A 24,750-nucleotide genomic window follows, 5' to 3' on the forward strand; every position below is an offset into this window, starting at 1 on the left:
GAAAGGCGGGGTAATGATGAAAGTAAATAAAAAACAAGTTATTAAATTATTAGAGACAATCGGCCTGTTTATGGAACTAAAGGGCGCGAATCCATTTAAAATATCTGCATTTCGTAAGGCGGCGGCAGCATTAGAAAGTGATGATCGTAGTCTTTCTGAGATTGAAGATTTCACGAAGATTCCGGGCATTGGAAAAGGAACAGCAGCAGTTATTCAAGAATATATAGAATCGGGAACATCTGAAGTATTACAAGAGCTTGAAAAAGAAGTGCCAAGTAGCTTATTACCGTTATTAAAATTACCAGGCCTTGGTGGTAAAAAGGTAGCTAAGTTATATAAAGAACTTGGTGTTGTTGATATGGAATCGCTAAAAGCGGTTTGTGAGGAAAATAAAGTACAAGCTTTAGCAGGTTTCGGTAAGAAGACAGAAGAGAAAATATTAGAAGCAATCGATCAAGTAGGCTCTCGTCCAGAGCGTTTACCAATCGCAATGGTATTACCTATTGCCGGGGAAATAGAGGAGAAATTGTCGAATATTGCTGAAGTAATTCGTTTCTCTCGCGCTGGTAGTTTGCGCCGAGTTCGTGAAACAGTGAAAGATTTAGACTTTATCATTGCAACGTCAGAACCAGCTACAGTACGTGAGCATTTACTGCAATTCGATAATATGATTGAAGTAATCGCAAGTGGAGATACGAAAGTTTCTGTTCGTCTTCAATATGAATATGATATTTCAATCGATTTCCGTTTAGTAAAACCTGAAGAATTTATTACAACTCTTCATCATTTCACAGGATCAAAAGACCATAACGTAAAAATGCGCCAAATCGCGAAAGATAGAGGCGAGAAAATTAGTGAGTACGGTGTAGAAAGCTTAGAAACAGGTGAAGTGAGAACATTTGAAACAGAAGAGGAGTTCTTCGCTCATTTCGGTCTTCCATTTATCCCACCAGAAGTGCGTGAAGATGGAAAAGAAATTGAATTAATTAAAGAGTATCCGAACTTAATTCAGTTCTCTGACATACAAGGTGATTTACATATGCATACAACATGGAGTGATGGTGCTTTTTCCATTGAAGAGATGGTACAAGCGTGCCGTGCTCGTGGATATAAGTTTATGGCGATTACTGATCACTCACAATACTTGAAAGTAGCGAACGGTTTAACGAAAGAGCGCCTTCGTGAACAAGCGAAAGAAATTGAACGTATGAACGAAAAGTATCCAGACATTACAATTTTACGCGGAATTGAAATGGACATTTTACCAGATGCAACACTTGATTTTGATGATGAAGTATTAGCAGAATTAGATTATGTCATTGGAGCGATTCACTCTAGCTTCTCACAAGACCGTGAAACGATTATGAAACGTCTTCGTGCTGCGCTGGAGAATAAGCATGTCACAATGATTGCCCATCCGACAGGACGCCTTCTTGGGCGTCGTGAGGGTTACGATGTAGATACAGATTTATTAATTGAACTCGCAAAAGAGACAAATACAGTTTTAGAATTAAATGCGAATCCAAATCGTCTAGATTTAAGCGCGAAATTATTAAAACAAGCACAGGATGCTGGTGTAAAAGTAGCGATTAATACGGATGCTCATACGCTTGAAATGTTAGAAGATATGGAAACAGGTGTAGCCGCAGCACGTAAAGGTTGGATTCAAAAAGATAACGTGATTAACACGTGGAATATCGAACGTTTATTAGACTATATTAAACGTAATAAGTAACACAAGGGGGACCTGCAACATGTTAGAAAGAACGTTGCGTGTATTAGAATACAATAAAGTAAAAGAACAATTACTTGAACATACAGCCTCTTCACTTGGCCGTGACAAAGTGAAGCATTTAGTGCCAAGCACTGATTTTGAAGAAATTGTAGAAATGCAAGATACAACAGATGAAGCAGCGAAAGTCATTCGTTTAAAAGGTAGTGCACCATTAGGTGGTATTACGGATATTCGCTCAAATGTGAAGCGTGCAAAGATTGGAAGTATGTTAAGCCCGAATGAACTACTTGATATTGCCAATACGATGTATGGTAGTCGCAATATGAAACGTTTCATTGAAGATATGGTTGATAATGGTGTCGAGCTTCCAATTTTAGAAACTCATGTCGCTCAAATTGTATCTTTATATGATTTAGAAAAGAAAATTACAAATTGTATCGGTGATGGCGGTGAAGTAGTCGATAGCGCAAGTGATAAACTGCGTGGTATTCGTACTCAAATTCGTACTGCGGAAAGTCGTATTCGTGAAAAGTTAGAAAATATGACGCGTTCTTCCAACGCGCAAAAGATGCTGTCTGACGCGATTGTAACGATTCGTAACGAACGTTACGTAATCCCAGTAAAACAAGAATACCGCGGTGTATATGGCGGTATTGTCCACGATCAATCAGCTTCTGGGCAAACGTTATTTATTGAACCACAAGTCATTGTAGAGTTAAATAACGCGCTTCAAGAAGCACGAGTGAAAGAAAAACAAGAAATCGAACGCATTTTATTGATGTTAACAGAAGAAGTGGCAGTAGAAGCAGATATCGTTTTATCTAACGTAGAAGTAGTTGCGAATCTTGACTTTATTTTTGCGAAAGCTTTTTATGGGAAGCGTATAAAAGCAACGAAACCAATCGTAAATAACGAGCGTTATATGGATTTAAGACAAGCACGTCATCCGCTTATTGATCCAGAAATTATCGTGCCAAATAACATTATGTTAGGTAAAGATTTCACGACAATTGTTATTACAGGGCCGAATACAGGTGGTAAAACAGTTACGCTGAAAACAGTTGGTATTTGTGTATTAATGGCGCAATCTGGCCTTCACATTCCAGTAATGGATGAGTCAGAGATTTGTGTATTTAAAAATATCTTTGCCGATATCGGTGATGAGCAATCGATTGAACAAAGTTTAAGTACGTTCTCCTCACATATGGTGAATATTGTTGATATTTTAGAAAAAGCTGATTTTGAAAGCTTAGTTTTATTTGATGAATTAGGTGCTGGAACAGACCCGCAAGAAGGGGCTGCATTAGCAATTTCAATTTTAGATGAAGTATGTAATCGTGGTGCTCGCGTTGTTGCTACGACGCATTACCCAGAATTAAAAGCATACGGATATAACCGTGAGAAAGTTATTAATGCGAGCGTTGAGTTCGACGTGAACACATTAAGCCCAACGTATAAATTATTAATCGGTGTACCAGGACGTAGTAATGCCTTTGAAATTTCGAAGCGCCTTGGACTATCTGATCGCGTGATTGATCAAGCTCGTAACCACATTAGTACAGATACAAACAAAATTGAAAATATGATTGCGAAGTTAGAAGAAAGTCAAAAGAATGCAGAGCGTGACTGGAACGAAGCAGAAGCACTTCGCAAGCAATCTGAAAAACTACATCGCGAATTACAGCGTCAAATTATTGAATTTAATGATGAGCGCGATGAAAAATTATTAAAAGCGCAAAAAGAAGGGGAAGAAAAAGTCGAAGCTGCAAAGAAAGAAGCAGAAGGCATTATTCAAGAACTTCGTCAATTGCGTAAAGCACAGCTTATAAACGTGAAAGACCATGAGCTTATTGAAGCGAAGAGCCGTCTAGAAGGTGCGGCGCCAGAGCTTGTGAAGAAACAAAAAGTAAACGTGAAAAACACAGCGCCAAAACAACAATTACGCGCAGGTGATGAAGTAAAAGTGTTAACGTTTGGTCAAAAAGGTCAATTGCTTGAAAAAGTAAGTGATACAGAGTGGAGCGTACAAATTGGTATTCTGAAGATGAAAGTGAAAGAATCCAATATGGAATACATTAATACCCCGAAGCAAACTGAGAAAAAAGCAGTCGCAAGTGTGAAGGGTAGAGATTATCACGTTTCGTTAGAGCTCGACCTTCGCGGTGAACGTTATGAAGATGCAATGATGCGCGTTGAAAAATATTTAGACGATGCACAGCTTGCAAGCTATCCTCGCGTATCAATTATTCACGGTAAAGGAACAGGAGCGCTTCGCCAAGGTGTACAAGATTACTTGAAGAAGCACCGCGGCGTGAAGAATTACCGTTACGGTGACATGGGCGAGGGAGGCCTAGGCGTAACAGTTGTCGAATTAAAATAGAAAACAACGAAACAAAGGGGAAACCATTATATGTTTATGGACAAACTTGCAAAAGTATTGTTAGCTTGTTGTGGAATATTTTTGGTGATTGGGGTTATTTATTTAGTTGTTTTTGCGAAGTAAAAGAGCGTCAATCGTGGCAGAGTGATATTGCCATAGATTGACGCTTTTAATATATAGGAAAAGGAATAAGCTATGAAAATCAACCAATACATAAGCGAAGCAAAATCCTGTTCAAGACGTGAAACAGACCGTCTCATTAAAGCAGGACGCGTGGCTATTAACGGCGAAATATGTACGCACGGTGCACTCGTGAGCGATGGTGATGTGGTAACGATTGATGGACAGGTTATTGCAAAGGAAGAGAAAGAAAAGGTGTATATTGCCTTTCATAAACCAATCGGAATTACTTGTACAGCAGCCGATCATATTGAAGATAATATTATTGATTATATTAATTATCCAGAACGAATTTTTCCTGTGGGACGATTAGATAAAGCATCGGAAGGACTTATTTTATTAACGAATGATGGCGCCATTGCCCATCAAATTTTACACGGAGATCATGAACATGAGAAAGAATATATTGTTACAGTTGATAAGCCGTTTACAGGTTGGTTTATTGATAAGATGGCCAGCGGTGTAAAGATTAAAGATGGAATGACGAAGCCTTGTAAAGTGACGAGAGTGGATCAATCTACATTTCGCATCGTTTTAACGCAAGGAATGAACAGACAAATTCGTAGAATGAGCCGTGCTTTCGGATTTACTGTAACAAAGCTAAAGCGGGTTCGTATTCTGAATATAGAGCTAGACGATCTTGAAGTGGGAAAATGGCGGAGCGTTACATCTGAGGAATTAGACATTTTAATAAATCAGTTATAGGGAGGAAAAATTTTCTCCCTATATTTTTTTGTCAGAAAAAATAAAACTATTGATTTTTTAAAAAATAGCCCATATAATAAAAAACAACAAGTTTCGACAAGATATTTTATAAAAGTAATGATGAGGACATGAGTTGTTTTTGACGATTCTCAGAGAGGGAAGCCTAGGCTGCGAGCTTCCTAATACGGAAAGACAAACTTACCACCTCTAAACTTCAAGAGTGAACTGCATGATGCATTGTAATTCTTGGCGGATAAAACCGTTATCAATTTACACGAGCTATAAAATGAGCTTATTTTGTTATAAATTCATTTTATTAGAATAAGGGTGGAACCACGATTTCAACACTCGTCCCTTTGTTAGGGACGGGTGTTTTTTGCGTTCTTTTACGGGGAAGTATGCTTGAAAGAGGATATGTGACGGTCTTTAATTCAGAATATTTTGTTAATCTAAAAATATGTAGGAGGTTAGTAGAAATGAAATCATCTTTAAAGTTTTCTGAGATGTTTGCAATAAGTTTAATGTTGTTTGCACTATTTTTCGGTGCAGGTAATATGATTTTCCCGCCGGCTTTAGGGCAAGGTGCTGGAACAGACGTATGGATCGCGTTATTTGGCTTTATCGTAACAGGTGTTGGATTACCTTTATTAGGGGTAATTGTTATAGCTCTAAAGGGAGATATTAATGAGCTAGCGGGACGTGTACACCCTGTATTCGCACTTGTTTTTATCACTGCAATTTATTTATGTTTAGGCGTATTCGTAAGTGTTCCGCGTACAGGAACAGTTGCTTATGAAATGAGTGTTGCACCATTTTTACCAAGTGAGATAGCAGGTCAATCTTATCCACTTGTTATCTTTACATTCATTTTCTTTGCAGTAACTTTCTATTTAGCTTTAAACCCATCGAAATTAGTGGGCCGCATCGGTAAAGTATTAACTCCGATTTTGTTAGCTGTTATAGCAATTATCGTAGGTAAAGCAATTATTACACCAATTGGAGAATTTGGTGCACCGACAGAAGCGTATAATGCTCCGCTCTTTAAAGGTTTTATTGATGGATATTTAACTTTAGATGGACTTGCAGCACTTGTTTTCGGAAATGTTGTTATTAATGCTTTAAAAGCAAAAGGCGTTACAAATAAGAACAGCATTGCAAAAGTAACAATCTTTGCAGGATTTATTGCAGCGCTCGGTTTACTACTTGTTTATTTAGCACTTGCTTATCTGGGAGCTTCTAGTGTGTCTCTTGGAATGGGAGCAAACGGAGGAATTATTTTAACAAACGTTGTAAATCATTTATTTGGTAGTTACGGAACTTTATTATTAGGGATCGCAATTACAGCGGCATGTTTAACAACTTCTGTAGGTATTGTTGCAGCTTGTGGGGAATATTTTTCTTCCTTATTACCAAAGCTTTCTTATCAAAAGGTCGTTTTCATCTTCTGTGTATTAGCATTTATGGTAGCAAACCTTGGGTTAACTCAGTTAAACGCATTAGCATTACCGATTTTAATTGCAATTTACCCAATTGGTATCGTACTGATTGTATTATCACTTGTTGAAAACTATATTCGTCTTCCATTAGCTATGTATGTAGGCGGTATTGTAGGAGCATTTGCAATTAGCTTCTTTGATGGATTGCATAATGCAAATCTTCAAGTAGCGGCCCTTGCTCCTATCTTAGATAAAATTCCACTATATAGTGTAGGGATTGGTTGGCTAGTTCCGGGTATCATTGGAATTGCAATTGGATATGTAGTTTCTTTATTTCAAAAGCAAGAAGTTGCTGTAGAAAAATAGTGAAAAGAGGCTTTCTATGAAAGAAAGTCTCTTTTTTTGTAGAAAAAATTGCATATAGGGAAATTTAGATATTTAAAATTTTATACGTAATATAGTTGACAAAAAAATTAGCATTAGGCTAAGATTGACTTAGTTGTGGAAATATTGGAAGGAAAGTGAGGAGTGAAAGGTATAAGGTTTTCTATAACGATATCATTTTGTAGATAGAGGTGATAGAGTAGGAGAATGGTTAGTTTTATTTTTTTTGACCTTCATTGAGAATGATAATCATCAAAAGGAATAGGGACTTATGTTAAAATGTAAATCGCTCTTTATAAGGAATAGGGAGGGATATTATTTTTAACACGCAGTGAGAATGATAATCAATAATATCTACATTACATAAATAAATTACAATTAAATAATGATAGAGGATTATTATTTTTTTCTTATAAATTGAGAATAATTATCATTTTCAAAAAGTATGGATGAAAGATAAACAAGGAGGAAGTAAGCCAAATGAGAAAGATTTCTGTATTACCCGCTTTTATTATGACATTCGTATGTATGCTAGCTTTTTTCGTAGTGCCATTTGGACAAGCTTCGGCAAATGTCGCTGACGGTACTTACGATATTAACTATGTCATACAAAAAGCAGAAAATGATTCAGCTTCAATGGCAAATGATTATTTTGAAAAACCAGCTAAGTTAATTGTGAAAAATGGTGAGATGAGAGTACAAATTCCGATGAATCATAGTGCTTGGATTACAGAATTTAAAGCACCAGAGAACGGGAACTTTGTTGATGCAAAAGTTGTTAGTAAAGATGAATCTGCAGATAAAAGAACTGTAGAGTTTAAAATAGACGATTTATCTAAGCCAGCAGCTGCAAAAATTCATGTTGTTGTACCTAACGTAAATTATGACCATAACTACACAATTCGCTTTGCGTTTGATGCAAATGTAAAAGCGGTAGGTGGAGAAAATAAAGCAACTGCTACAACAAAGAATACTGATCAGACAAAAACAGATACAAAAGTAAAAGAAGAAGTGAAGAAAGAAGAGAATAAAGAAACAAATAAAGAGGCAAGCAAAGGAACAAATGAAAGTGGTAAAGCTGAAAAAACAGATAACCCAAAAACAGGCGATGAAGCACGCATCGGATTATTTGCAGTGTTAATTCTTATTTCAGGTGTTTTCTTAATTCGTAAAGTGAAGTTAAGTAAATAAATCTTTTGAAGGGTGATGAATATATGTTTAAACAATTTAAAATGATTATTGCCGTATTTGCTGTTTTATTTACGTTTATAGCAACACTAGGTTTACAAGATACAAAGGCTGCTACAAAATTGGCTGATGGAAAATATAATATTGCTTTTACTGTATGGAAAGGCGATAAAGATGAATCATCTAGAATGAATAGTTATTTTGAAAGTCCGGCAACATTAACAGTTAAAGATGGAAAACAATATGTTTCATTCAAAGTGAAAGATAGTACTTCTATTAAAAGTTTACAAGTAGAAAAAAATGGTCAATTCGTAGAAGCTACTGTGTTAAGTGAAAATACAAAAGAGAATACTAGAGTTGTAGAATTTGAAGTTGCTGACTTGTCAAAAAAACTAAATGGCAAGGTGAAAATTAATATCCCAATTATTAATTATAATGCTTCATATGATATTCGTTTTGTATTTGATGGGAACAGTATTAAATAATTAAAAAATTTTCAAAAGGGAGAGTCGTTCCATTGAACAGGTATGTAAAAATTATTGTTGCTATGTTTTTAATGGTATTTACATTCGTATCAACATTACAACCACTTGCAGTTCAAGCAGCAAGCCAACTAGCTGACGGTGAATATTCAATCGGTTTCAAAGTTCTTAAGGATACATCAGATGAAGAATCTATGATGAATCAATACTCTGTAAGTCCAGGGACTTTAAAAGTGAAGGATGGGAAGAAGAAGGTATCCTTTACGTTAACGAATAGTTCATGGATTACGAAATTTGAAACAGAAAAAGCAGGTCAGCTCGTTGAGACAAATGTAATTAGTGAAGATAAAGAACAAAATACAAGAGTAGTAGAATTTGATGTGGAAGATGTAGAGAAGATATTAAATGCAAAAGTAAAAGTTGATATTGACGCGTTTAATTATCATCATTACTATGACATTCGTATTTCATTCGACCAAAATAGTATTACACCGATTCATGTAGAAAAACCAAATGAAAAAGAGGATCCAGCAAATAAGCCAGATCCAAATGAAAAACCGGATCCAAGTCAGAAGCCCGACCAAAAGCCTGACCCAGATCAACAACCCAATTCTAACACAATTAACGATGGGAATTATAGTATTCCATTTAAAGTGTTAAAAGATCAAACAGATGAAGAATCTAAGATGAATACTTACATGGTAAATCCAGGAGTATTAAAAGTAGAAAACGGTAAGAAAAAGGCAATTGTAACACTAACAAGTAGCTCATTAATTAAAAATTTCCAAACGGAAAAAGATGGCGCATTTGTTGATGCAAAAGTAGTGAGTGAAGATAAAGAAAAAGATACAAGAGTAGTAGAGTTTGAAGTGGACGATTTATCTAAAAAAATAAATACAAAAGTATTTATTGAAGTGGCATCACAAGGTTACAAGCAAACACATAATGTACAACTTTTATTTGAACAAGATAAACTTGAACAAATTAAAAATGAAGAAAAACAACCGGATGGAGATAAAAAGCCGGAAGTAGAAAAACCAGAAGTTGAAACAATTAAAGATGGAGAGTACAGCATTCCATTTAAAGTATTAAAAGATAAGACAGATGAAGAATCTAGAATGAAAGACAAGCTAATAAGTCCAGCAGTATTAAAAGTAGAAAACGGTAAGAAAAAAGCGACTGTAACATTAACAGATAACGCATCAATTAAAAATTTCCAAACAGAAAAAGATGGTTCATTTGTTGATTCGAAAGTAGTAAGTGAAGATAAAGAGAAAAATACAAGAGTAGTAGAATTTGAAGTAGACAGTTTATCTAAAAAGTTGAATACAAAAGTATTTATTGAAGTGGCATCACAAAATTATAAACAAACGCATGAATTACAACTTCAATTTAATCAAGATAAACTTGAGCCAATTAAGAACGAAGAAAAGCAACCAGATGGAGATAAAAAGCCAGAGGTAGAGAAACCAGAAGTAGAGAAGCCGAATGTTGAAACAATGAAAGATGGCGAATACAGCATCAGTTTCAAAGCTTTAAAAGATCAAACAGAAGAAATTTCAATGATGAACACGTATACGAAGAGTCCGGGCGTGTTAAAGGTGAAAGATGGTAAAAAATATGTATCATTCTCATTAACGAATAGTGCATGGATTACAAAGTTTGAATTTGAGAAAAATGGTTCGTTCGTTGATGCGAGTGTATTAAGTGAAGATAAAAAAGCTGATACACGCGTAGTGGAAGTAGAAGTAGATGATTTATCTAAAAAGTTAAATGCAAAAGTAAAAGTAGATATCGATTCAATGAATTATCATCATTTCTACGACATTCAATTCGCATTTGATAAAGATAGCGTTAAACCGTTAGACAATCAAGGCGGAAACGATAATCAAGGTGGAAACGATAACCAAGGCGGAAACAATAACCAAGGTGGAAACAATAACCAAGGTGGAAACAATAACCAAGGCGGAAACAACAACCAAGGCGGAAACAATAATCAAGGCGGAAACGATAACCAAGGCGGAAACAATAACCAAGGCGGAAACGATAACCAAGGCGGAAACGATAACCAAGGCGGAAACAATAACCAAGGTGGAAACAACAACCAAGGTAATAACACAACCATTGATCCAAAAGCCCTTAAAGATGGTGAATACAGCATTGGCTTTAAAGTTCTAAAAGATAAAACAGAAGAAATTTCAATGATGAACACATATACAAAGAGTCCAGCTGTACTAAAAGTGAAAGATGGTAAGAAGTATGTATCGTTTACATTAACGAACAGTACATGGATTACAAAATTTGAGTTTGAAAAGAATGGTTCTTTTGTTAACGCAAAAGTGTTAAGTGAGAATAAAGAGCAAAATACAAAAGTAGTAGAGTTAGAAGTAGATGATTTATCGAAAAAATTAAATGCAAAAGTAAAAGTAGATATTGATGCAATGAATTATCACCATTTCTACGATGTTCAATTTGTATTTGATGAAAATAGTATTAAAGCTTTAGGTAATCAAGGTGGAAACGACAACCAAGGTGGAAACGACAACCAAGGCGGAAACGATAACCAAGGTGGAAACGACAACCAAGGCGGAAGTGACAACCAAGGCGGAAATAATCAACCAAAAGTAATAGTTGATCCCAAAAATTTAGTAGATGGTGAATATGATATTCCATTTAAAGTGTTAAAAGATAAAACAAATGAGCTTTCAAAGATGCATGACTATACTGTACATCCAGCAAAATTAATCGTTAAAGATGGTAAAAAGTACATTGAGATGACGTTAAAAAATAGTGCATGGATTACAAAATTCCAAACGGAAAATAACAGTCTTTTTGCTGATGCGAAAGTAGTAAGCGAAGATACAAATGCAAATACGAGAGTAGTGCAATTTGAAGTAAGTGATTTATTTGCAAAATTAAATGCAAAAGTAAAAGTTGATATCAACGAAATGAACTACCATCATTTCTACGATGTCCAAATTCAATTTGATACAAATAATATTGGTGCGTTAGGAACGATTAAAGAGGATCCAAAAAAAGATCCGAAAAAAGATCCGAACAATCCAGTAATTACACCGAAAGTAGATAATGTGAAAAAAGTAGATAATCCTGATTTTAACCGAAATGCAGATGATAAGAAGAAAAAAGAAGATCAAAAAAATGATTCAAAAAAAGAGAAAAACTCAAAAACGGCAGATACAGCACAACTAGGTTTATACATGGTGCTATTGCTTGGGTCACTTGCTTTACTAGTTCGTAAATATAGAGCAGGAAGATTGTAATTTTTGGAGTCTTGATGCATGTTCGCATGCATCAAGACTTGTTTCATATTATTTGGAAAGGAGTGGTGATTGAGAGTGAAGAAAATTGCTAGTGTACTAATGGCTATCATTCTATTAGTGAGTATAGCTGGATGCTCGGCGCCTAAAAAAGAAGCAGCAAAACAGGTAAAGAGTGAGAGTAAAGAGAGAATTGTTGCAACGACAGTTGCTGTTACTGAAATTATGGATGCGTTAGAAGTAGATTTAGTTGGTATTCCAACAAGTACGAAAGATTTACCAAAGAGATATAAAGGTTTACCTGAAGTCGGGAATCCGATGAGTCCTGATATGGAAAAGGTAAAATCGTTAAAGCCGTCAGAAGTATTATCCGTGACAACACTTGAATATGAATTAAAGCCAGTTTTTGATGGTGTGGGCACGAAAGCAAACTTTTTAGATTTAACAAGCTTGAAAAATATGCAAAATTCCATTAGCGATTTAGGTAAGCAATATGGACGTGAAAAGCAGGCTGAAGCAGTTGTAACGAAGTTAGATAACAAGGTTACAGAGATTAAAACAGCAGTAAAGGGAAAGAAAGAACCGACAGTGCTTATTTTATTAGGTGTACCAGGGAGTTATTTAGTAGCAACAGAGCATTCTTATATTGGAGATTTAGTGAAACAACTAGGTGGTAAAAATATTGTGCAAGGTGAACAAGTAGAGTATTTAGCTTCTAATACAGAGTATTTGAAAAAAGCTGATCCGGATATTATTTTACGAGCAGCTCATGGTATGCCTGAAGAAGTTGTGAAAATGTTTGATAAAGAATTTAAAACAAATGATATTTGGAAGCACTTCGCTGCAGTTAAAAATAACCGTGTTTACGATTTAGAAGAGCGTTTATTTGGAACAACAGGTAATTTAGCAGCAATGGAAGCTTTAGATGAATTGAAAAAAATGATGTATCCGTGATGCATTTTAATATAAAGGAAGAGTGGAATGAATAAAAAAACTTGGAGTTTCCTCATTGTTACTGCATTGCTTATTGTTATGACATCATTGTCAGCGATGAAAGGGAGTTTAGAAATAGGTATTGTTGAGCTTGTGCAAGGGATATTTACAGGGGGGAATGAAGATGTTGAAGTGATTAAAGATTTACGTTTCCCACGTATTATTATTGCACTATTTACTGGAGCAGCTCTGGCCGTTTCAGGTGTGCTTTTTCAAGCTGTTATGAAAAATCCACTTGCTGATGCTGGGGTAATCGGGATATCTTCTGGGGCAAGTTTTATGACACTTGTTATTATTACGTTATTCCCGCAATTCTTTTTCTGGACACCCGTATTCGCCTTTTTAGGTGGTGCGTTTGCATGTTATCTCGTTTATGCATTTTCATGGAAGTCAGGGTTAAGTCCGCTTCGCATTATTTTAGTTGGTATAGCTATTAATGCAATGTTCACTGGATTAAATGAATCGTTCATTACGATTTGCGGATACTTCATTAAGAGTATTAAGCAAACGACGACTTCTAACATAACGATGAAGACGTGGGGCGATGTAGAAATAATGGTTACATATGGAACAATTGGTCTTATTCTTGCTCTGTTTGTAGGAGCTTGGTGTAACTTATTATCGCTACAAGATAAGACTGCGAAAAACTTAGGTTTGCACGTGACGAGAGTTCGTCTTATTATTTCTGCTATTGCAGTACTTTTAGCAGCAGTATCAACAGCAATTGCAGGTGTTATTGCTTTCGTAGGATTACTCGTTCCGCACATTTCAAGACAACTAGTCGGTTCGGATCATAAAGTATTAATTCCATTTTCTGCTCTTGCAGGAGCGTTATTAATTTTGACGGCGGATACGATTGGAAGGTTAATTGTGCCACCTAACGAAATTCCAGCGGCGACGATTATGGCAGTGATTGGTGGCCCATTCTTAATATTCTTGCTTAGAAAGAGTGATAAAGTTCATGGAAATTAAAAATGTAACCTTTTCGTATGATAATGTAACGGATCGATTAAAGTCGGTTAGTAGTGAAATAGAAATTGGTAAAATTACAACAATTATTGGTCCAAACGGTTGCGGGAAATCGACATTACTTGGCGTCATGTCAAGAAATCACGACCCTCGTAGCGGAGAGATAATACTGGATGGAAAGGCGATTAGTCAATATAAACCGAAAGAGTTTGCTAGAAAGTTAGCCGTTGTCCATCAACAAAATGAAGCACCGGCAGATATGACGGTAGAGAAATTAACAAGTTATGGTCGTATGCCTCATAAAAATATTTTTTCCTCGCAAACTGATGAAGATAGAGAAGCAATCGAAGGGGCTTTAGCATGTACGAATTTACTAAGTAAACGTGATAAAGAGATTCATGCTTTATCTGGTGGAGAAAGACAACGTGTTTGGATTGCTATGACGTTAGCTCAGAAAACACCAATGCTCTTTTTAGATGAACCGACCACCTATTTAGATATTTATTATCAACTTGAAATATTAGAGCTAGTAAAAGAGTTAAATGAAGTACATGGATTGACAATCGTTATGGTATTACATGATATCAATCAGGCGATTCGCTATAGTGATCATATCATCGTTATGAAAGACGGCGAAATTGTTACGAAAGGTAAGCCGAAAGATGTTGTGACAGAAAGTATGATAAAGACGATATACGGTGTAGATGTCGTTGTAAAGCAAGATGAAGATACAGGGTTGTATATGGTCCCAATGGGTATTTAAATATGCGAACAATCCGTTTTGAGGTGATGATTTGAGTAGTAAAAAAGAACGGAAGCAGAATTCTTTTTTTCAACGAATACTTACAGTTGTTTTTTTAGGTACCTTTTTCTATTCAGTATATGAATTAGGTGATATTTTCATGGATTACTATGAAAATCGTAAAGTAATGGCCGAAGCACAAAACATTTATGAAAAGAGTCCGATGGAAGAGCAATCACAAGACGGGGAAGTACGTAAACAGTTCAAAGCTCTGCAGCAAATTAACCAAGAAATAGTTGGATGGATTACGATGGATGATACACAAATTAATTATCCAATCGTTCAGGCGAAAGACAATGATTACTATTTATTTCGTAATTATAAAGGTGAAGATATGAGAGCAGGAAGTATTTTTATGGACTATCGTAATGATGTGAAATCTCAAAATCGAAATACTATTTTATATGGTCACCGTATGAAAGATGGTTCTATGTTTGGAAGTTTAAAGAAAATGTTAGATGAAGAGTTCTTCATGTCGCATCGTAAATTATATTACGATACATTATTTGAAGGATATGATCTTGAAGTGTTCTCGGTGTATACAACAACAACTGATTTTTATTACATTGAAACGGATTTTAGCAATGATACGGAATACACATCATTTTTGGAGAAAATTCAAGAAAAATCGCTGTACAAAACGGATACAAAATTGACAGCGAGTGATCAAATCGTAACACTTTCGACGTGTGACTATGCACTTGATCCGGAAGCAGGAAGGTTAGTCGTGCATGCGAAACTAGTAAAGAGACAGTAAAAAAAGTATAGAATATGAGAAGTGGTAACGCTTCTCATATTCTATACTTTAAAAAAGAAATATGTTTACTGTGCTGCAGCCATTGGCATACGTACAACTTCAACATTGTAGTAAGTGATCTTATTATCAAGAATATATTCTGGCATCCCGCCTTGATGTGAGTGAGCATCTTTAAATGCTGAGCTCTTCGTCCAACCTTGGAAATCTTCTTTTGCATTCCAGCGTGTGCTAATTGTTACTTCATCATAATCAACTGTATTTTGCGTTAAAAGAACTTCTAATCCTAAAAAGCCTGGCATCGTTTCGACTTGACCTACTTTATTAAAACGCTCAATTAATTTATGTCCATTTCCCTTTGTAATTTTAGCTGTATTTGTAACAATAATCATGTTTTATTCCTCCTATAAATGTAGCCTTTATTTTCGAGAACTCACATACATTAAATGATAATGAAAATCATTATCATTGTCAATGGTAAATGTGAAATAAATAAGTTTTTTTATTATTTTGGACAGTAAGATTTCCATTTCAAAATGTAGTAAATATGTGGCGGTTAAGCGAGTTGTACTAGCAAAGCGATAATATGGTATAGTGAAACGAGGTTATTTTTTAGCCTCGTTTTTTATATGCTTCCTACGAATTAGAAAGCATGCAAATGGAAAGGAAGTTATTATATGCGATCAGAAGTAACTGTAAAAATAAAACCGAAATTTATAAAAGAAATTAAAAGTGGATATCCGCTTATTTTAAAAGATGCAATTCAAAATTTAAATGATGTTCAGGAAGAAGGAACAATCATTAAAGTAGTAGATGAGAAGAACAATTTTATCGGAAAAGGTTATTATGGAAAACAAAATAAAGGATACGGCTGGATTTTAACGAGAAAAGAGAGTGAACAAATTAATCAATCTTTCTTTGAAAGTAAAATAAAATCTGCCTTACATAAACGAAAGCAATTTTACAAATCAAGTGATACGACAGCATTCCGTGTCCTAAATGGTGAAGGTGATGGCCTTGGAGGCTTAATTATCGATTATTATGACGGCTATTATGTAGTAAGTTGGTATAGTGAAGGGATTTATACTTTCAGAGATGAGATTATAGCAGCTCTTCAAAAAGTAGCAAACTTTAAAGGGATTTATGAGAAAAAGCGTTTTGATACGAAAGGGAAATACATTGAAGGCGATGATTTCGTAGCAGGAGAGCGCGGCGAGTTCCCACTTATCGTAAAAGAAAATGGTGTGAACTTTGCGGTGTATTTAAACGACGGAGCGATGGTTGGTGTATTTTTAGATCAGCGTAACGTTCGAAAACAAATTCGTGATAAATATGCGACAGGGAGAACAGTGTTGAATATGTTCTCTTATACAGGTGCTTTCTCTGTATTTGCAGCGCTTGGCGGAGCGAGCAAAACGACGAGTGTGGACCTGGCAAATCGTAGTTTAAGTAAAACGATTGAGCAGTTTAGTGTAAATGAAATAGATTATGAAGCACAAGACATTATTGTAGAAGATGTATTTCTTTACTTCAAATATGCAGCTAAGAAAAAGATGAAATTTGATATGGTTGTACTTGATCCTCCAAGCTTTGCACGCTCAAAAAAATATACATTTAGTGCAGCGAAAGATTATAAAAACTTATTAAAAGAAACAATTGCGATTACAGAAAATAATGGAATTATTGTTGCCTCTACAAATTGTAGCGCATTTGATATGAAAAAGTTTAAAGGATTTATCGATACGGCATTTAAAGAAATGAATGGCAAATATAAAATATTAGAAGAACATTCTTTACCAGAAGATTTTCGTACCATTGATCAATTCAAAGAAGGAGACTATTTAAAAGTAGTTTTCATTGAGAAAATTAAAGGGTAATAAAGAAAAAGGAGCTCGAGTTTACTTGAGCTCCTTTTCTTATTGAACGATATTTTGTACTCTACCGACTTGCCCGTCCTGCAATCGCACTTTAATGCCATGAGGATGGGAAGGGGAGTTTGTTAAAATATCTTTTACAATTCCACGTGTTAATTTGCCTGTTCGTTGATCTTGTTTTAATACAATATCAACTTCAAGACCGGGTGCGATATTAGAACGTTTTTGTCCGTTCATTTATACACCTGTACGTCTACGCTGGTTGTTTGTTTTCTTCGTTTGTTGGTTTTGTAATTTTTTCGTTGCTTGGCTTTGATTTGTATTATTTGCACCATTTCCATTTCCTTGCTTTTTCTTTGCAAGTTGTTCACGCATTAAATCAGCTAAGCTTACTTTTTTGTTTTCTGACATGATAAGTCTCCTTTATATAAAGTTAATTATGAACAATAGTAGTGAATTTTATCATATCATTGTTATGGAAGGAAGGGAAGTTGGTTTGAAAATTCATATAATTGTTTCCAGTCTGTAGTAGTTACGATACAATTGAATTGTTAACGTTTGTAAAAAGGGGATAGACATATGTCACATCATATTTTATTAGTTGAAGACGATATTTCAATTCAAGAGATGGTGGAAAAGTATTTAATAAAAGAGGGCTTTCAAGTTACAATCGCATCTGATGGAGAAGAAGGCGTGAACACATATTTAAAAGGTTCATTTGATTTGATTATCCTCGACATTATGATGCCAAAGCTAGATGGCTTAGAGGTTGTGCGAATCATTCGGGAAAAAAGTGCAGTTCCGATTTTAATGATGTCGGCAAAAGATACAGATGTTGATAAAGCTGTTGGATTAGGACTGGGAGCAGATGATTACATTTGTAAGCCATTTTCTATGATTGAATTGGCTGCACGTGTAAAAGCGGGTATTCGGAGGTCTACGAAATATTCGGCTACAGAAACAACAGAAAAGATGATTCAAATTGGTGATTTAGCAATTGATCCAATTAATTTTACGGTTGAAAAAAACGGAAAGCCCCTCAAACTTACTTTAAAAGAATTTGAGATTTTAAAGCTATTCGTAAAGAATCAAAATCGTGTATTTACGAAAGCGCAAATATATACGTTAGTTTGGAACGAAGAGTATTACGGTGATGATAATGTTATAAATGTTCATATGAGGAGATTGCGCGAGAAAATTGAAAGTGATCCATCTAATCCAGAGTATATTAAAACGTTATGGGGCATCGGCTATAAGTTGGAAGTGATGTAATATGGTCAATTTGTTAATAGGTATTATTTTTACATTGTTATGTGTCATTTACATACAGTATAAAATGAGGAAAAACAGTAGCAAAAATTTACGATACACATACGAAAAGTTAGAAAGTATTGTAAATGAACAAACAGGCGAGAAGTTACTCGTTATGACAGATGATATACAATTGCAAAAATTATTAGTGGCAATTAATCAATTATTAGCTGCAAAACAGAAAACGAATGCAGATCATGCGAAAGTAGAAATTTCGATGAGAAAAATGCTTTCCAATATTTCACATGATTTAAAGACGCCACTAACAGTTATTCTTGGATATACAGAAATGTTAAATAAGGATAAAACGATAAATAAAGAAGAACAGCAAATATTACTTGAAAAGGTGCATGTGAAAACACTAGAAGTAATGGAACTGATTCATAAGTTTTTTGATTTAGCAAAATTAGAATCTGGTGACAAGGCAATTGAGATGACAAAAGTATATATGAATGAAGTTTGTCGCGAGAAGATTTTATCTTTTTATGATTTGGTGACGACGAAAGGGTTTCAAGTTCATATTGATATACCAGAAAGAAATATATATGCACTTGGAAATGTAGAAGTATTAGGTAGAGTATTGAATAATTTAATATCAAATGCGATTACATATGGAGACGATGGAAAGACACTCGGTATGACGTTAAGAGACGATGAAACGAGTGTGTATATAGATGTATGGGATACAGGAAAAGGAATTGATGAATCTCACATTAATAAAGTGTTTGAGCGTATGTACACACTTGAAGATTCCAGAAATAGATTGTATCAAGGAAGCGGTTTAGGATTAACGATTACGAAAAGGCTTGTGGAAGCGATGGACGGAGAAATACATCTTTCTAGTAAGCCGTATGAAAAAACAATTTTTACAGTGGTATTAAAAAAGATGCTGTTTTAGCTTGTAGAGAAGTAGATTCTACAAGCTTTTTTTCAGCGTAAGGAATTTGTAAGGAACGGGTAAGAAAAAAGAGATTTCCGTTGTCTATTATAGAAGTATAAAGTAGTGCGAAAGGAGAAAATGACATGACATATATATTAAAAACGAATCAGCTAACGAAAGTGTTTAAAGGGAAAGAAGTTATTTCTAGCGTTAACATGCATGTGAAAAAAGGAGAGATATACGGTTTCTTAGGACCGAATGGTGCAGGTAAAACAACGATTATGAAAATGATCACAAATTTAATAAAACCGACGAGCGGTGATATTGAAATTTTCGGTGAGAAGTTAAAGGATACATCTTATGAATTGTTAAAGCGCATGGGGACAATTATCGAATATCCAATCTTTTATGATAAATTAACTGCGAAGGAAAACCTAGAATTACATTGTGAATATATGGGGTATTACGATAAAAACGCAATTGATCATGCTTTGCATTTAGTGAAATTGCACGGTATAGATGATAAAAAAGTAAAAGATTTTTCATTAGGTATGAAGCAACGACTTGGTATTGCAAGGGCAATCATGACAAAGCCAGAATTACTCATTTTAGATGAACCGATTAACGGTTTAGATCCAATTGGTATTAAAGAATTACGAGACTTATTTAAAATGCTCTGCAAAGAATATGGCATTACATTATTAGTCTCTAGTCATATTTTAGGCGAGATGGAACAAATGGCGGATACAATTGGTGTAATTCAAAATGGAAAACTAATAAAAGAAGTTTCAATGAAGAGTATTAACGGAAAACAAACAGAGTACATTGAAATTACTGTTCCAGATGTGAAGCGTGCAGCTTATATTTTAGAAGATAAACTCGGTATAAAAAATTACAAAATAATGAGTGGAAATATGATTCGTGTGTATGAATTGGCGGCGACACAGCAAGCCATTTCAAAAGCACTTATTATGAACGATGTAGAAATAGAAAGTATTAATAAGAAACATAGTTCCTTAGAAGAGTATTTCTTAAATGTAATGGATGGAGAGGGCATTCATGCTTAATGGGTTGTGGCTGAACCTGGTAAGTGGATTAATCGTGCTGTTTATAAGTGGAATTTTATATTATAGGAAACCAGAGCGGAAATGGTTGCTAATTCTACTAGTGATAGGAATGTTAAGCGTAATTACTGCTGGAATTAGAATGTTAACAGCGTAGAGAGAGTTATATAAAGAATGGAGGAGTGGTTTGTATGCTTAGATTAATGAAGCTCGAGTGGAAGAAACATCAATTATCTAGTTACTTTAAAAGTGTAGCAATTTGTATTATAGCAATTTTCGTTGCAGTAAGCCTTATGGCATTAGGAATGAAAGCTGAGGGAGACGTGCTCTTCTCTGACTTCACACAGAACATGGCTTTAGCAAATATTTTTATTAGGATAACATTCATTATTTTTAGTTCGGTCATTTTATCACGTTTAGTAATTGATGAGTATAAGAACAAAACGATACAACTATCATTTATGTATCCACTGCAAAGGAAAATGTTAATGAGAGCGAAATTAACAATTGTTTTTTGTTTTTGTTTTGTGAGCACGATTATCGCTACTTTCATTATTAGTTTGCTCGTATATTTTGTGAGTCCAATGATGGGACTGATTGAAACGCCAGCTAAGATAGGTGAAATAATAGCTATCGTTCCAGCTACTATTATAAGTGCATTTATGATATCTGGTATAAGTTTAATTTCTTTATTTTTTGGGATGAGAAAGAAATCGACACCGACAACGATTACTTCGGCAGTAATAATTGGTATGCTGATTAGTGGTAACGTTGGGGCTGAAAGCAATCAAGTAAGTATGTTTGATTTTATAGCTATCCCAATAGTGCTCTGTTTATTAGGGATTTTCATTAGTTATCTATCGTTTCGTAAAATCGACAAAATCGATGTGGCGTGAAGCAAGCCTAAAACAAAAACGAACTGGGGTATGAATGGTGAAAAAAATAATAGTAATTGCAATATTATTTTTGACAATTGCTAGTGTGGTTTTTGGCTTTAAGGTATTTCAGGGGAAAGATTTTAAGAAAGAAAAGTCTTTTGAGATAAATCATATAAAAGAAATAGAAGTGGACAATGAAAACCGGGATATTGAATTTAAAAGTACAGACTCTAATAAAATAGTAATTTTGGCTCAAGGTAAACGAGTAGATAAAGAGATAGATCCCGTCGAAATAGAGCAGGCAGGGAATAAAGTTATAGTTAAGCAAAAACAAAAGGCGACCAGATTTTTTAATGGTTTTACGTTTAGGAAGAAAAATAGTATATCTATAGCTATTCCGAAGAAAGAAATAGATACAATTGTATTAAATAATAAATCGGGTGATGTGAAAATAAGCGATATAGTAGTAAAAAGTATCGTGACAAAAAGCAAGTCTGGAGATGAAATGGTTATAGGACTATCAGCTGAGAAAGGCGAATTCATATCGCAAAGTGGAGAGTTAGCTGTAAAAGATAGTTCAGTACAAGAATTAAATATAAAATCTACGACTGGTGATAACTATATAACAAATGTAAGTAACGCAAATATGAACATCACTTCAACATCCGGTGAAGTATTACTGAAAGATATGAAAGAAGGAAAATCATTATTTGTAGAAACAAAGTCAGGAGATATTGGCGTACGGTATAAAGGTGTTCCGACATCTTTAAAACTTACGGCTAAAAGTAATTCGTCTGACGTAATGGTGAATGTAAATGGACTTAAGAAAGATAAAAATACAGAAAAAATAAAAGAGGGAACTATTGGTGATGCAAAAAACGAAGTGAAGATTTTAAGTAAAACAGGAGTAATTTATATTGATCAAGTCTTATGAGGAAGGAGGACTATCATGCTACGTTTAATGAAGCTAGAACTGAAGAAATTTAAGATTGGATGGTATGTGAGGGGAGCGATTATTGCAAATATCGCTATACTGGCATTACTGATCTTTACGAGCATCGTTTCTCAAATAGAAGGAGATCCAGAAATGAGAGATCCACAGATGGTTTTGTTAATGGCTAGTGCATTAGTAAGAGCAACATTTATTATTTTTGGTAGTGTGTTAATCGCAAGGTTAATAATTAGTGAATATAAAAACAAAACAATACTACTTATGTTTTCTTATCCAATTAACCGAAAGAAAATGATGGTTAGTAAGTTGGTTATTACAGCAACATTAACATTTATAACAGTTATTTTATCTAACATTTTAGTAGTAGGAATGTTCTTTGGGATAGATAGCTATTTTTCAATTCTTCCTAATTCATTCACAGTAGATCAATTGATGCAAGAAGGGATAAACCTTGTTCCTTTAGCCGTCGCAACTGCGGGAATAAGTTTAATCCCACTATATTTCGGAATGCGTAAACGTTCAGTGCCAACTACAATTGTTTCATCGCTTATCGTTGTATCAATTGCAATGAATAGCACTACGTTTTCTGTAGCAACTTTTCTTCCTCTTCAACTAGCATTGGCAACAATTGGAGTTGTGATTGCATGTTACGGAATTAAAAATATAGAGAAGGAAGATATAACAGTATGACAAAAATAAGAAAAAAGAGTTGGCGTTACAGTAACTCTTTTTTTGTATATGTATGCTTCGTTACTACTCTGTAAATTTGGAGTGTTTGCTTAAATACGCTTGCACTCCTGGAGAAATATTAAAGTTATTAGGACTTTTATATTCGATAGTAAACTCTCCGTCTTTACTTGTCTCAAATGAGATAGCTATTCATTTTAGCATCGTAAGAAGTATTTTTGACTTCTGCATCTAGATCAAAGTATTTTGTAATATATTCTTTTGATTCCGTAACTGCTGTTTGTTTTCCCCAAGGGGTACCATAACTTGTGAAATAAAGAGATGCGCTGATAACTCCAATAATAGAAGTTAGTAAAACAGTTCCCATAACTATTTTTTTATTTTTTGTATTCAATTTGGTTGCTCCTCTTCATAATATGTATTCATTTTAACGTATTTTTCCATAAAACAACCATTTGGTAAAAATAGTTTCACATGAAACAAGTTACAGAAAAAGACAAGATGTGTAAACACCTTGTCTTTTTCTGTAGTTACATTTTAGGAGCTTCCATTCCAGCTGCAGCCCATTCTTCTTTTGCAGGACCATATACGCCAGGGACTGTTAAGCCGGCTTGTCGCATTAAAACCGTCATTTGTCCGCGATGGTGATTTTGATGATTAATAAGTGTCATTAAAAATATAGAATTCGGCATAGGACGACCAAAGAAGTCATTAATAGTAGCTAAGTCTTTATCCGTCCATTCGCCTTGAAGAGCTTCAACAAAAGCTGCATTCACTTTACGGTATTGATCAGCAATTGTTGTTGCAGAAGTTGGTACAGGATAATCTTTCGTTTCTCCTTCAAACTTAAGCCCTGTGCCAGATAGTATAACTGGAATTGCCGTCACGATATGCCAAGCAACTCTGCCTAACGTCCAGTGTCCAGGTGCAATTTCTTGTGACAAAGATTCATCTGTTAATGCATTGAGCATCTTTTGAGTAGACTCAGCCTCGTATGTCCATGATTGCAAGAAGCCTTCAATAGTTTGGTACATGTTATCCCTCCTCGTTATGTTCATAGGTTACATTCGTGAAAAAAAGATAGTTTCCTTTTGACCTTATAAGAATGAATAAAAAAGGAGACTCCCAAGAAGCTCCTTTTTAACTTTCTTCCAACTCTTCCTCACCAACCATAAGAAATAAGGTGCTCCAAGTACAGCAACATTCAAATTTGTGCTAACGATAAAGAGTTGAATAATTGTTGAGCCGAGAGCTGAAATACCGATTTCTATTAAAGCAAGGGCTGTTGAGCTAAATCCTAATTTCCATGAAAAAAGGACAATTTTAACTGCAAGTAGTCCGCCGATGAATACACCAATTGGATTGAAGTTTATATGTATATGCAAAATAGAGAAAAAGAATTTCGTTTGAGCAAGAAGGCGAAAGTACAAGCAAAAAGAGAGCAAATCGCATGTAATAATTACTAGAATGTATGGAATAAATCTGTGTTTATCCCCACTAGGTAAAGTGTTTTTTGTTATTTAGATAGGTGTTTTCTAACTTGGTGATTTTACTTAAAAGATCGAACGTAAAGGAAGTGATCAACATGTCTTCATGGAGCAATAATATAAATGGATATTGTGGGTGTAATAATCAAAATGGTGTACATGTTGATTCATGCTGTTTTAGTTGTGATGGGACAGTCCCTAAGCTGGGTCCAACAGGTCCGACGGGAGCAACGGGCCCAACAGGTGACACAGGCCCAACGGGAGCAACGGGCCCAACAGGTGACACAGGTCCAACGGGAGCGACGGGAATAACAGGTTCAACAGGTCCGAC

At 34.9% G+C, this 24,750-nt stretch carries 23 protein-coding genes, 2 pseudogenes and 1 other annotated feature; of the genes and pseudogenes, 20 read left to right on the forward strand and 5 right to left on the reverse strand.

All coding sequences use genetic code 11. The features are described 5' to 3' along the window. Positions 1 to 16: 16 nt before the first annotated feature. The 11 genes from polX (at position 17) to srtB (ending at position 15,289) form a co-directional block, all read left to right on the forward strand. Entirely contained in the window at positions 17 to 1,735 is a 1,719-nt protein-coding gene (polX, locus tag ABH961_RS19890) for a DNA polymerase/3'-5' exonuclease PolX (protein ID WP_098078812.1), read from the forward strand. Positions 1,736 to 1,754: 19 nt separating this feature from the next. Then, on the forward strand, positions 1,755 to 4,115 hold the full coding sequence (locus ABH961_RS19895; protein WP_048544317.1) for an endonuclease MutS2: 2,361 nt from the start codon (positions 1,755 to 1,757) through the stop codon (positions 4,113 to 4,115). A 195-nt stretch (positions 4,116 to 4,310) separates the two neighbouring features. Continuing rightward, the gene (locus ABH961_RS19900) at positions 4,311 to 5,000 is read left to right on the forward strand and encodes a 23S rRNA pseudouridine(2604) synthase RluF (RefSeq protein WP_048544312.1); all 690 of its coding nucleotides are present in this window, start codon (positions 4,311 to 4,313) and stop codon (positions 4,998 to 5,000) included. A gap of 108 nt (positions 5,001 to 5,108) precedes the next feature. Next, positions 5,109 to 5,359, forward strand: a binding site (T-box leader). A gap of 117 nt (positions 5,360 to 5,476) precedes the next feature. Beyond that, positions 5,477 to 6,802, forward strand: a complete 1,326-nt coding sequence (gene brnQ6, locus ABH961_RS19905; RefSeq protein WP_048544310.1) for a branched-chain amino acid transport system II carrier protein BrnQ6 — start codon at positions 5,477 to 5,479, stop codon at positions 6,800 to 6,802. 498 nt (positions 6,803 to 7,300) lie between these two features. Further along, positions 7,301 to 8,011, forward strand: a complete 711-nt coding sequence (gene isdC / locus ABH961_RS19910; protein WP_048544308.1) for a heme uptake protein IsdC — start codon at positions 7,301 to 7,303, stop codon at positions 8,009 to 8,011. A gap of 23 nt (positions 8,012 to 8,034) precedes the next feature. Continuing rightward, a complete protein-coding gene (locus tag ABH961_RS19915) occupies positions 8,035 to 8,493 on the forward strand; it encodes an NEAT domain-containing protein (RefSeq protein WP_048544307.1) in 459 nt (152 codons plus the stop codon). Positions 8,494 to 8,525: 32 nt separating this feature from the next. Further along, positions 8,526 to 11,771 carry an NEAT domain-containing protein gene (locus ABH961_RS19920; protein WP_098847255.1) on the forward strand — a complete coding sequence of 1,082 codons (3,246 nt, stop codon included), beginning with the start codon at positions 8,526 to 8,528 and terminating at the stop codon, positions 11,769 to 11,771. 69 nt (positions 11,772 to 11,840) lie between these two features. Further along, positions 11,841 to 12,722 carry a heme ABC transporter substrate-binding protein IsdE gene (gene isdE, locus ABH961_RS19925; protein WP_048544305.1) on the forward strand — a complete coding sequence of 294 codons (882 nt, stop codon included), beginning with the start codon at positions 11,841 to 11,843 and terminating at the stop codon, positions 12,720 to 12,722. 27 nt (positions 12,723 to 12,749) lie between these two features. Beyond that, complete coding sequence (locus ABH961_RS19930; RefSeq protein ID WP_001036828.1) at positions 12,750 to 13,733, forward strand: FecCD family ABC transporter permease; 984 nt, start codon at positions 12,750 to 12,752, stop codon at positions 13,731 to 13,733. Next, a complete protein-coding gene (locus tag ABH961_RS19935; protein ID WP_098078820.1) occupies positions 13,723 to 14,493 on the forward strand; it encodes an ABC transporter ATP-binding protein in 771 nt (256 codons plus the stop codon). The genes ABH961_RS19930 and ABH961_RS19935 overlap by 11 nt, the downstream gene beginning before the upstream one ends. 31 nt (positions 14,494 to 14,524) lie before the next feature. Beyond that, on the forward strand, positions 14,525 to 15,289 hold the full coding sequence (gene srtB / locus ABH961_RS19940) for a class B sortase (protein ID WP_098078823.1): 765 nt from the start codon (positions 14,525 to 14,527) through the stop codon (positions 15,287 to 15,289). A 65-nt stretch (positions 15,290 to 15,354) separates the two neighbouring features. On the opposite strand, the gene isdG is transcribed toward srtB, so the two are convergent. Beyond that, complete coding sequence (isdG, locus tag ABH961_RS19945; protein ID WP_000587825.1) at positions 15,355 to 15,678, reverse strand: heme oxygenase; 324 nt, start codon at positions 15,676 to 15,678, stop codon at positions 15,355 to 15,357. 285 nt (positions 15,679 to 15,963) lie between these two features. Here isdG and ABH961_RS19950 point away from each other — a divergent pair, with 285 nt between their 5' ends. Continuing rightward, positions 15,964 to 17,163: a class I SAM-dependent rRNA methyltransferase gene (locus ABH961_RS19950; protein ID WP_048544299.1), complete on the forward strand. Its 1,200-nt coding sequence runs from the start codon at positions 15,964 to 15,966 to the stop codon at positions 17,161 to 17,163. A gap of 39 nt (positions 17,164 to 17,202) precedes the next feature. On the opposite strand, the gene ABH961_RS19955 is transcribed toward ABH961_RS19950, so the two are convergent. Next, positions 17,203 to 17,397: a YwbE family protein gene (locus tag ABH961_RS19955; RefSeq protein ID WP_001014310.1), complete on the reverse strand. Its 195-nt coding sequence runs from the start codon at positions 17,395 to 17,397 to the stop codon at positions 17,203 to 17,205. Beyond that, positions 17,398 to 17,571: a hypothetical protein gene (locus ABH961_RS19960; protein ID WP_048544295.1), complete on the reverse strand. Its 174-nt coding sequence runs from the start codon at positions 17,569 to 17,571 to the stop codon at positions 17,398 to 17,400. Between the two features lie 168 nt (positions 17,572 to 17,739). Between ABH961_RS19960 and ABH961_RS19965 the strand changes: the two genes are divergently transcribed. The 7 genes from ABH961_RS19965 to ABH961_RS19995 all read left to right on the forward strand — a co-directional run bounded on the left by ABH961_RS19965 (position 17,740) and on the right by ABH961_RS19995 (position 22,935). Beyond that, entirely contained in the window at positions 17,740 to 18,432 is a 693-nt protein-coding gene (locus ABH961_RS19965) for a response regulator transcription factor (protein ID WP_000018032.1), read from the forward strand. Position 18,433: 1 nt separating this feature from the next. Next, a complete protein-coding gene (locus ABH961_RS19970) occupies positions 18,434 to 19,369 on the forward strand; it encodes a HAMP domain-containing histidine kinase (RefSeq protein WP_098078826.1) in 936 nt (311 codons plus the stop codon). A gap of 125 nt (positions 19,370 to 19,494) precedes the next feature. Further along, on the forward strand, positions 19,495 to 20,418 hold the full coding sequence (locus tag ABH961_RS19975) for an ABC transporter ATP-binding protein (protein ID WP_098078828.1): 924 nt from the start codon (positions 19,495 to 19,497) through the stop codon (positions 20,416 to 20,418). Beyond that, a complete protein-coding gene (locus tag ABH961_RS19980) occupies positions 20,411 to 20,572 on the forward strand; it encodes a hypothetical protein (protein ID WP_180228540.1) in 162 nt (53 codons plus the stop codon). Before ABH961_RS19975 ends, ABH961_RS19980 begins: the two co-directional genes overlap by 8 nt. A 34-nt stretch (positions 20,573 to 20,606) precedes the next feature. Next, positions 20,607 to 21,311 carry an ABC transporter permease gene (locus ABH961_RS19985; protein WP_098642642.1) on the forward strand — a complete coding sequence of 235 codons (705 nt, stop codon included), beginning with the start codon at positions 20,607 to 20,609 and terminating at the stop codon, positions 21,309 to 21,311. Between the two features lie 34 nt (positions 21,312 to 21,345). Continuing rightward, positions 21,346 to 22,227, forward strand: a complete 882-nt coding sequence (locus tag ABH961_RS19990; protein WP_142346266.1) for a DUF4097 family beta strand repeat-containing protein — start codon at positions 21,346 to 21,348, stop codon at positions 22,225 to 22,227. A 15-nt stretch (positions 22,228 to 22,242) separates the two neighbouring features. Beyond that, complete coding sequence (locus tag ABH961_RS19995; RefSeq protein ID WP_098642644.1) at positions 22,243 to 22,935, forward strand: ABC transporter permease; 693 nt, start codon at positions 22,243 to 22,245, stop codon at positions 22,933 to 22,935. 63 nt (positions 22,936 to 22,998) lie between these two features. Here the strand turns inward: ABH961_RS19995 and ABH961_RS20000 are convergent. Together ABH961_RS20000 and ABH961_RS20005 are read right to left on the reverse strand one after the other, a co-directional pair. Next, a pseudogene (locus ABH961_RS20000) lies at positions 22,999 to 23,326 on the reverse strand (YfjL-like protein). A 136-nt stretch (positions 23,327 to 23,462) separates the two neighbouring features. Continuing rightward, positions 23,463 to 23,966: a DinB family protein gene (locus ABH961_RS20005; protein WP_046958777.1), complete on the reverse strand. Its 504-nt coding sequence runs from the start codon at positions 23,964 to 23,966 to the stop codon at positions 23,463 to 23,465. A 551-nt stretch (positions 23,967 to 24,517) separates the two neighbouring features. On the opposite strand from ABH961_RS20005, the pseudogene ABH961_RS20010 reads away from it, so the two are divergent. Continuing rightward, positions 24,518 to 24,750 (forward strand): annotated as a pseudogene (locus ABH961_RS20010) (BclA C-terminal domain-containing protein); the annotation flags it as partial.

Source organism: Bacillus sp. RC251, assembly GCF_044908765.1.
Taxonomy (GTDB): Bacteria; Bacillota; Bacilli; order Bacillales; family Bacillaceae_G; genus Bacillus_A; species Bacillus_A wiedmannii.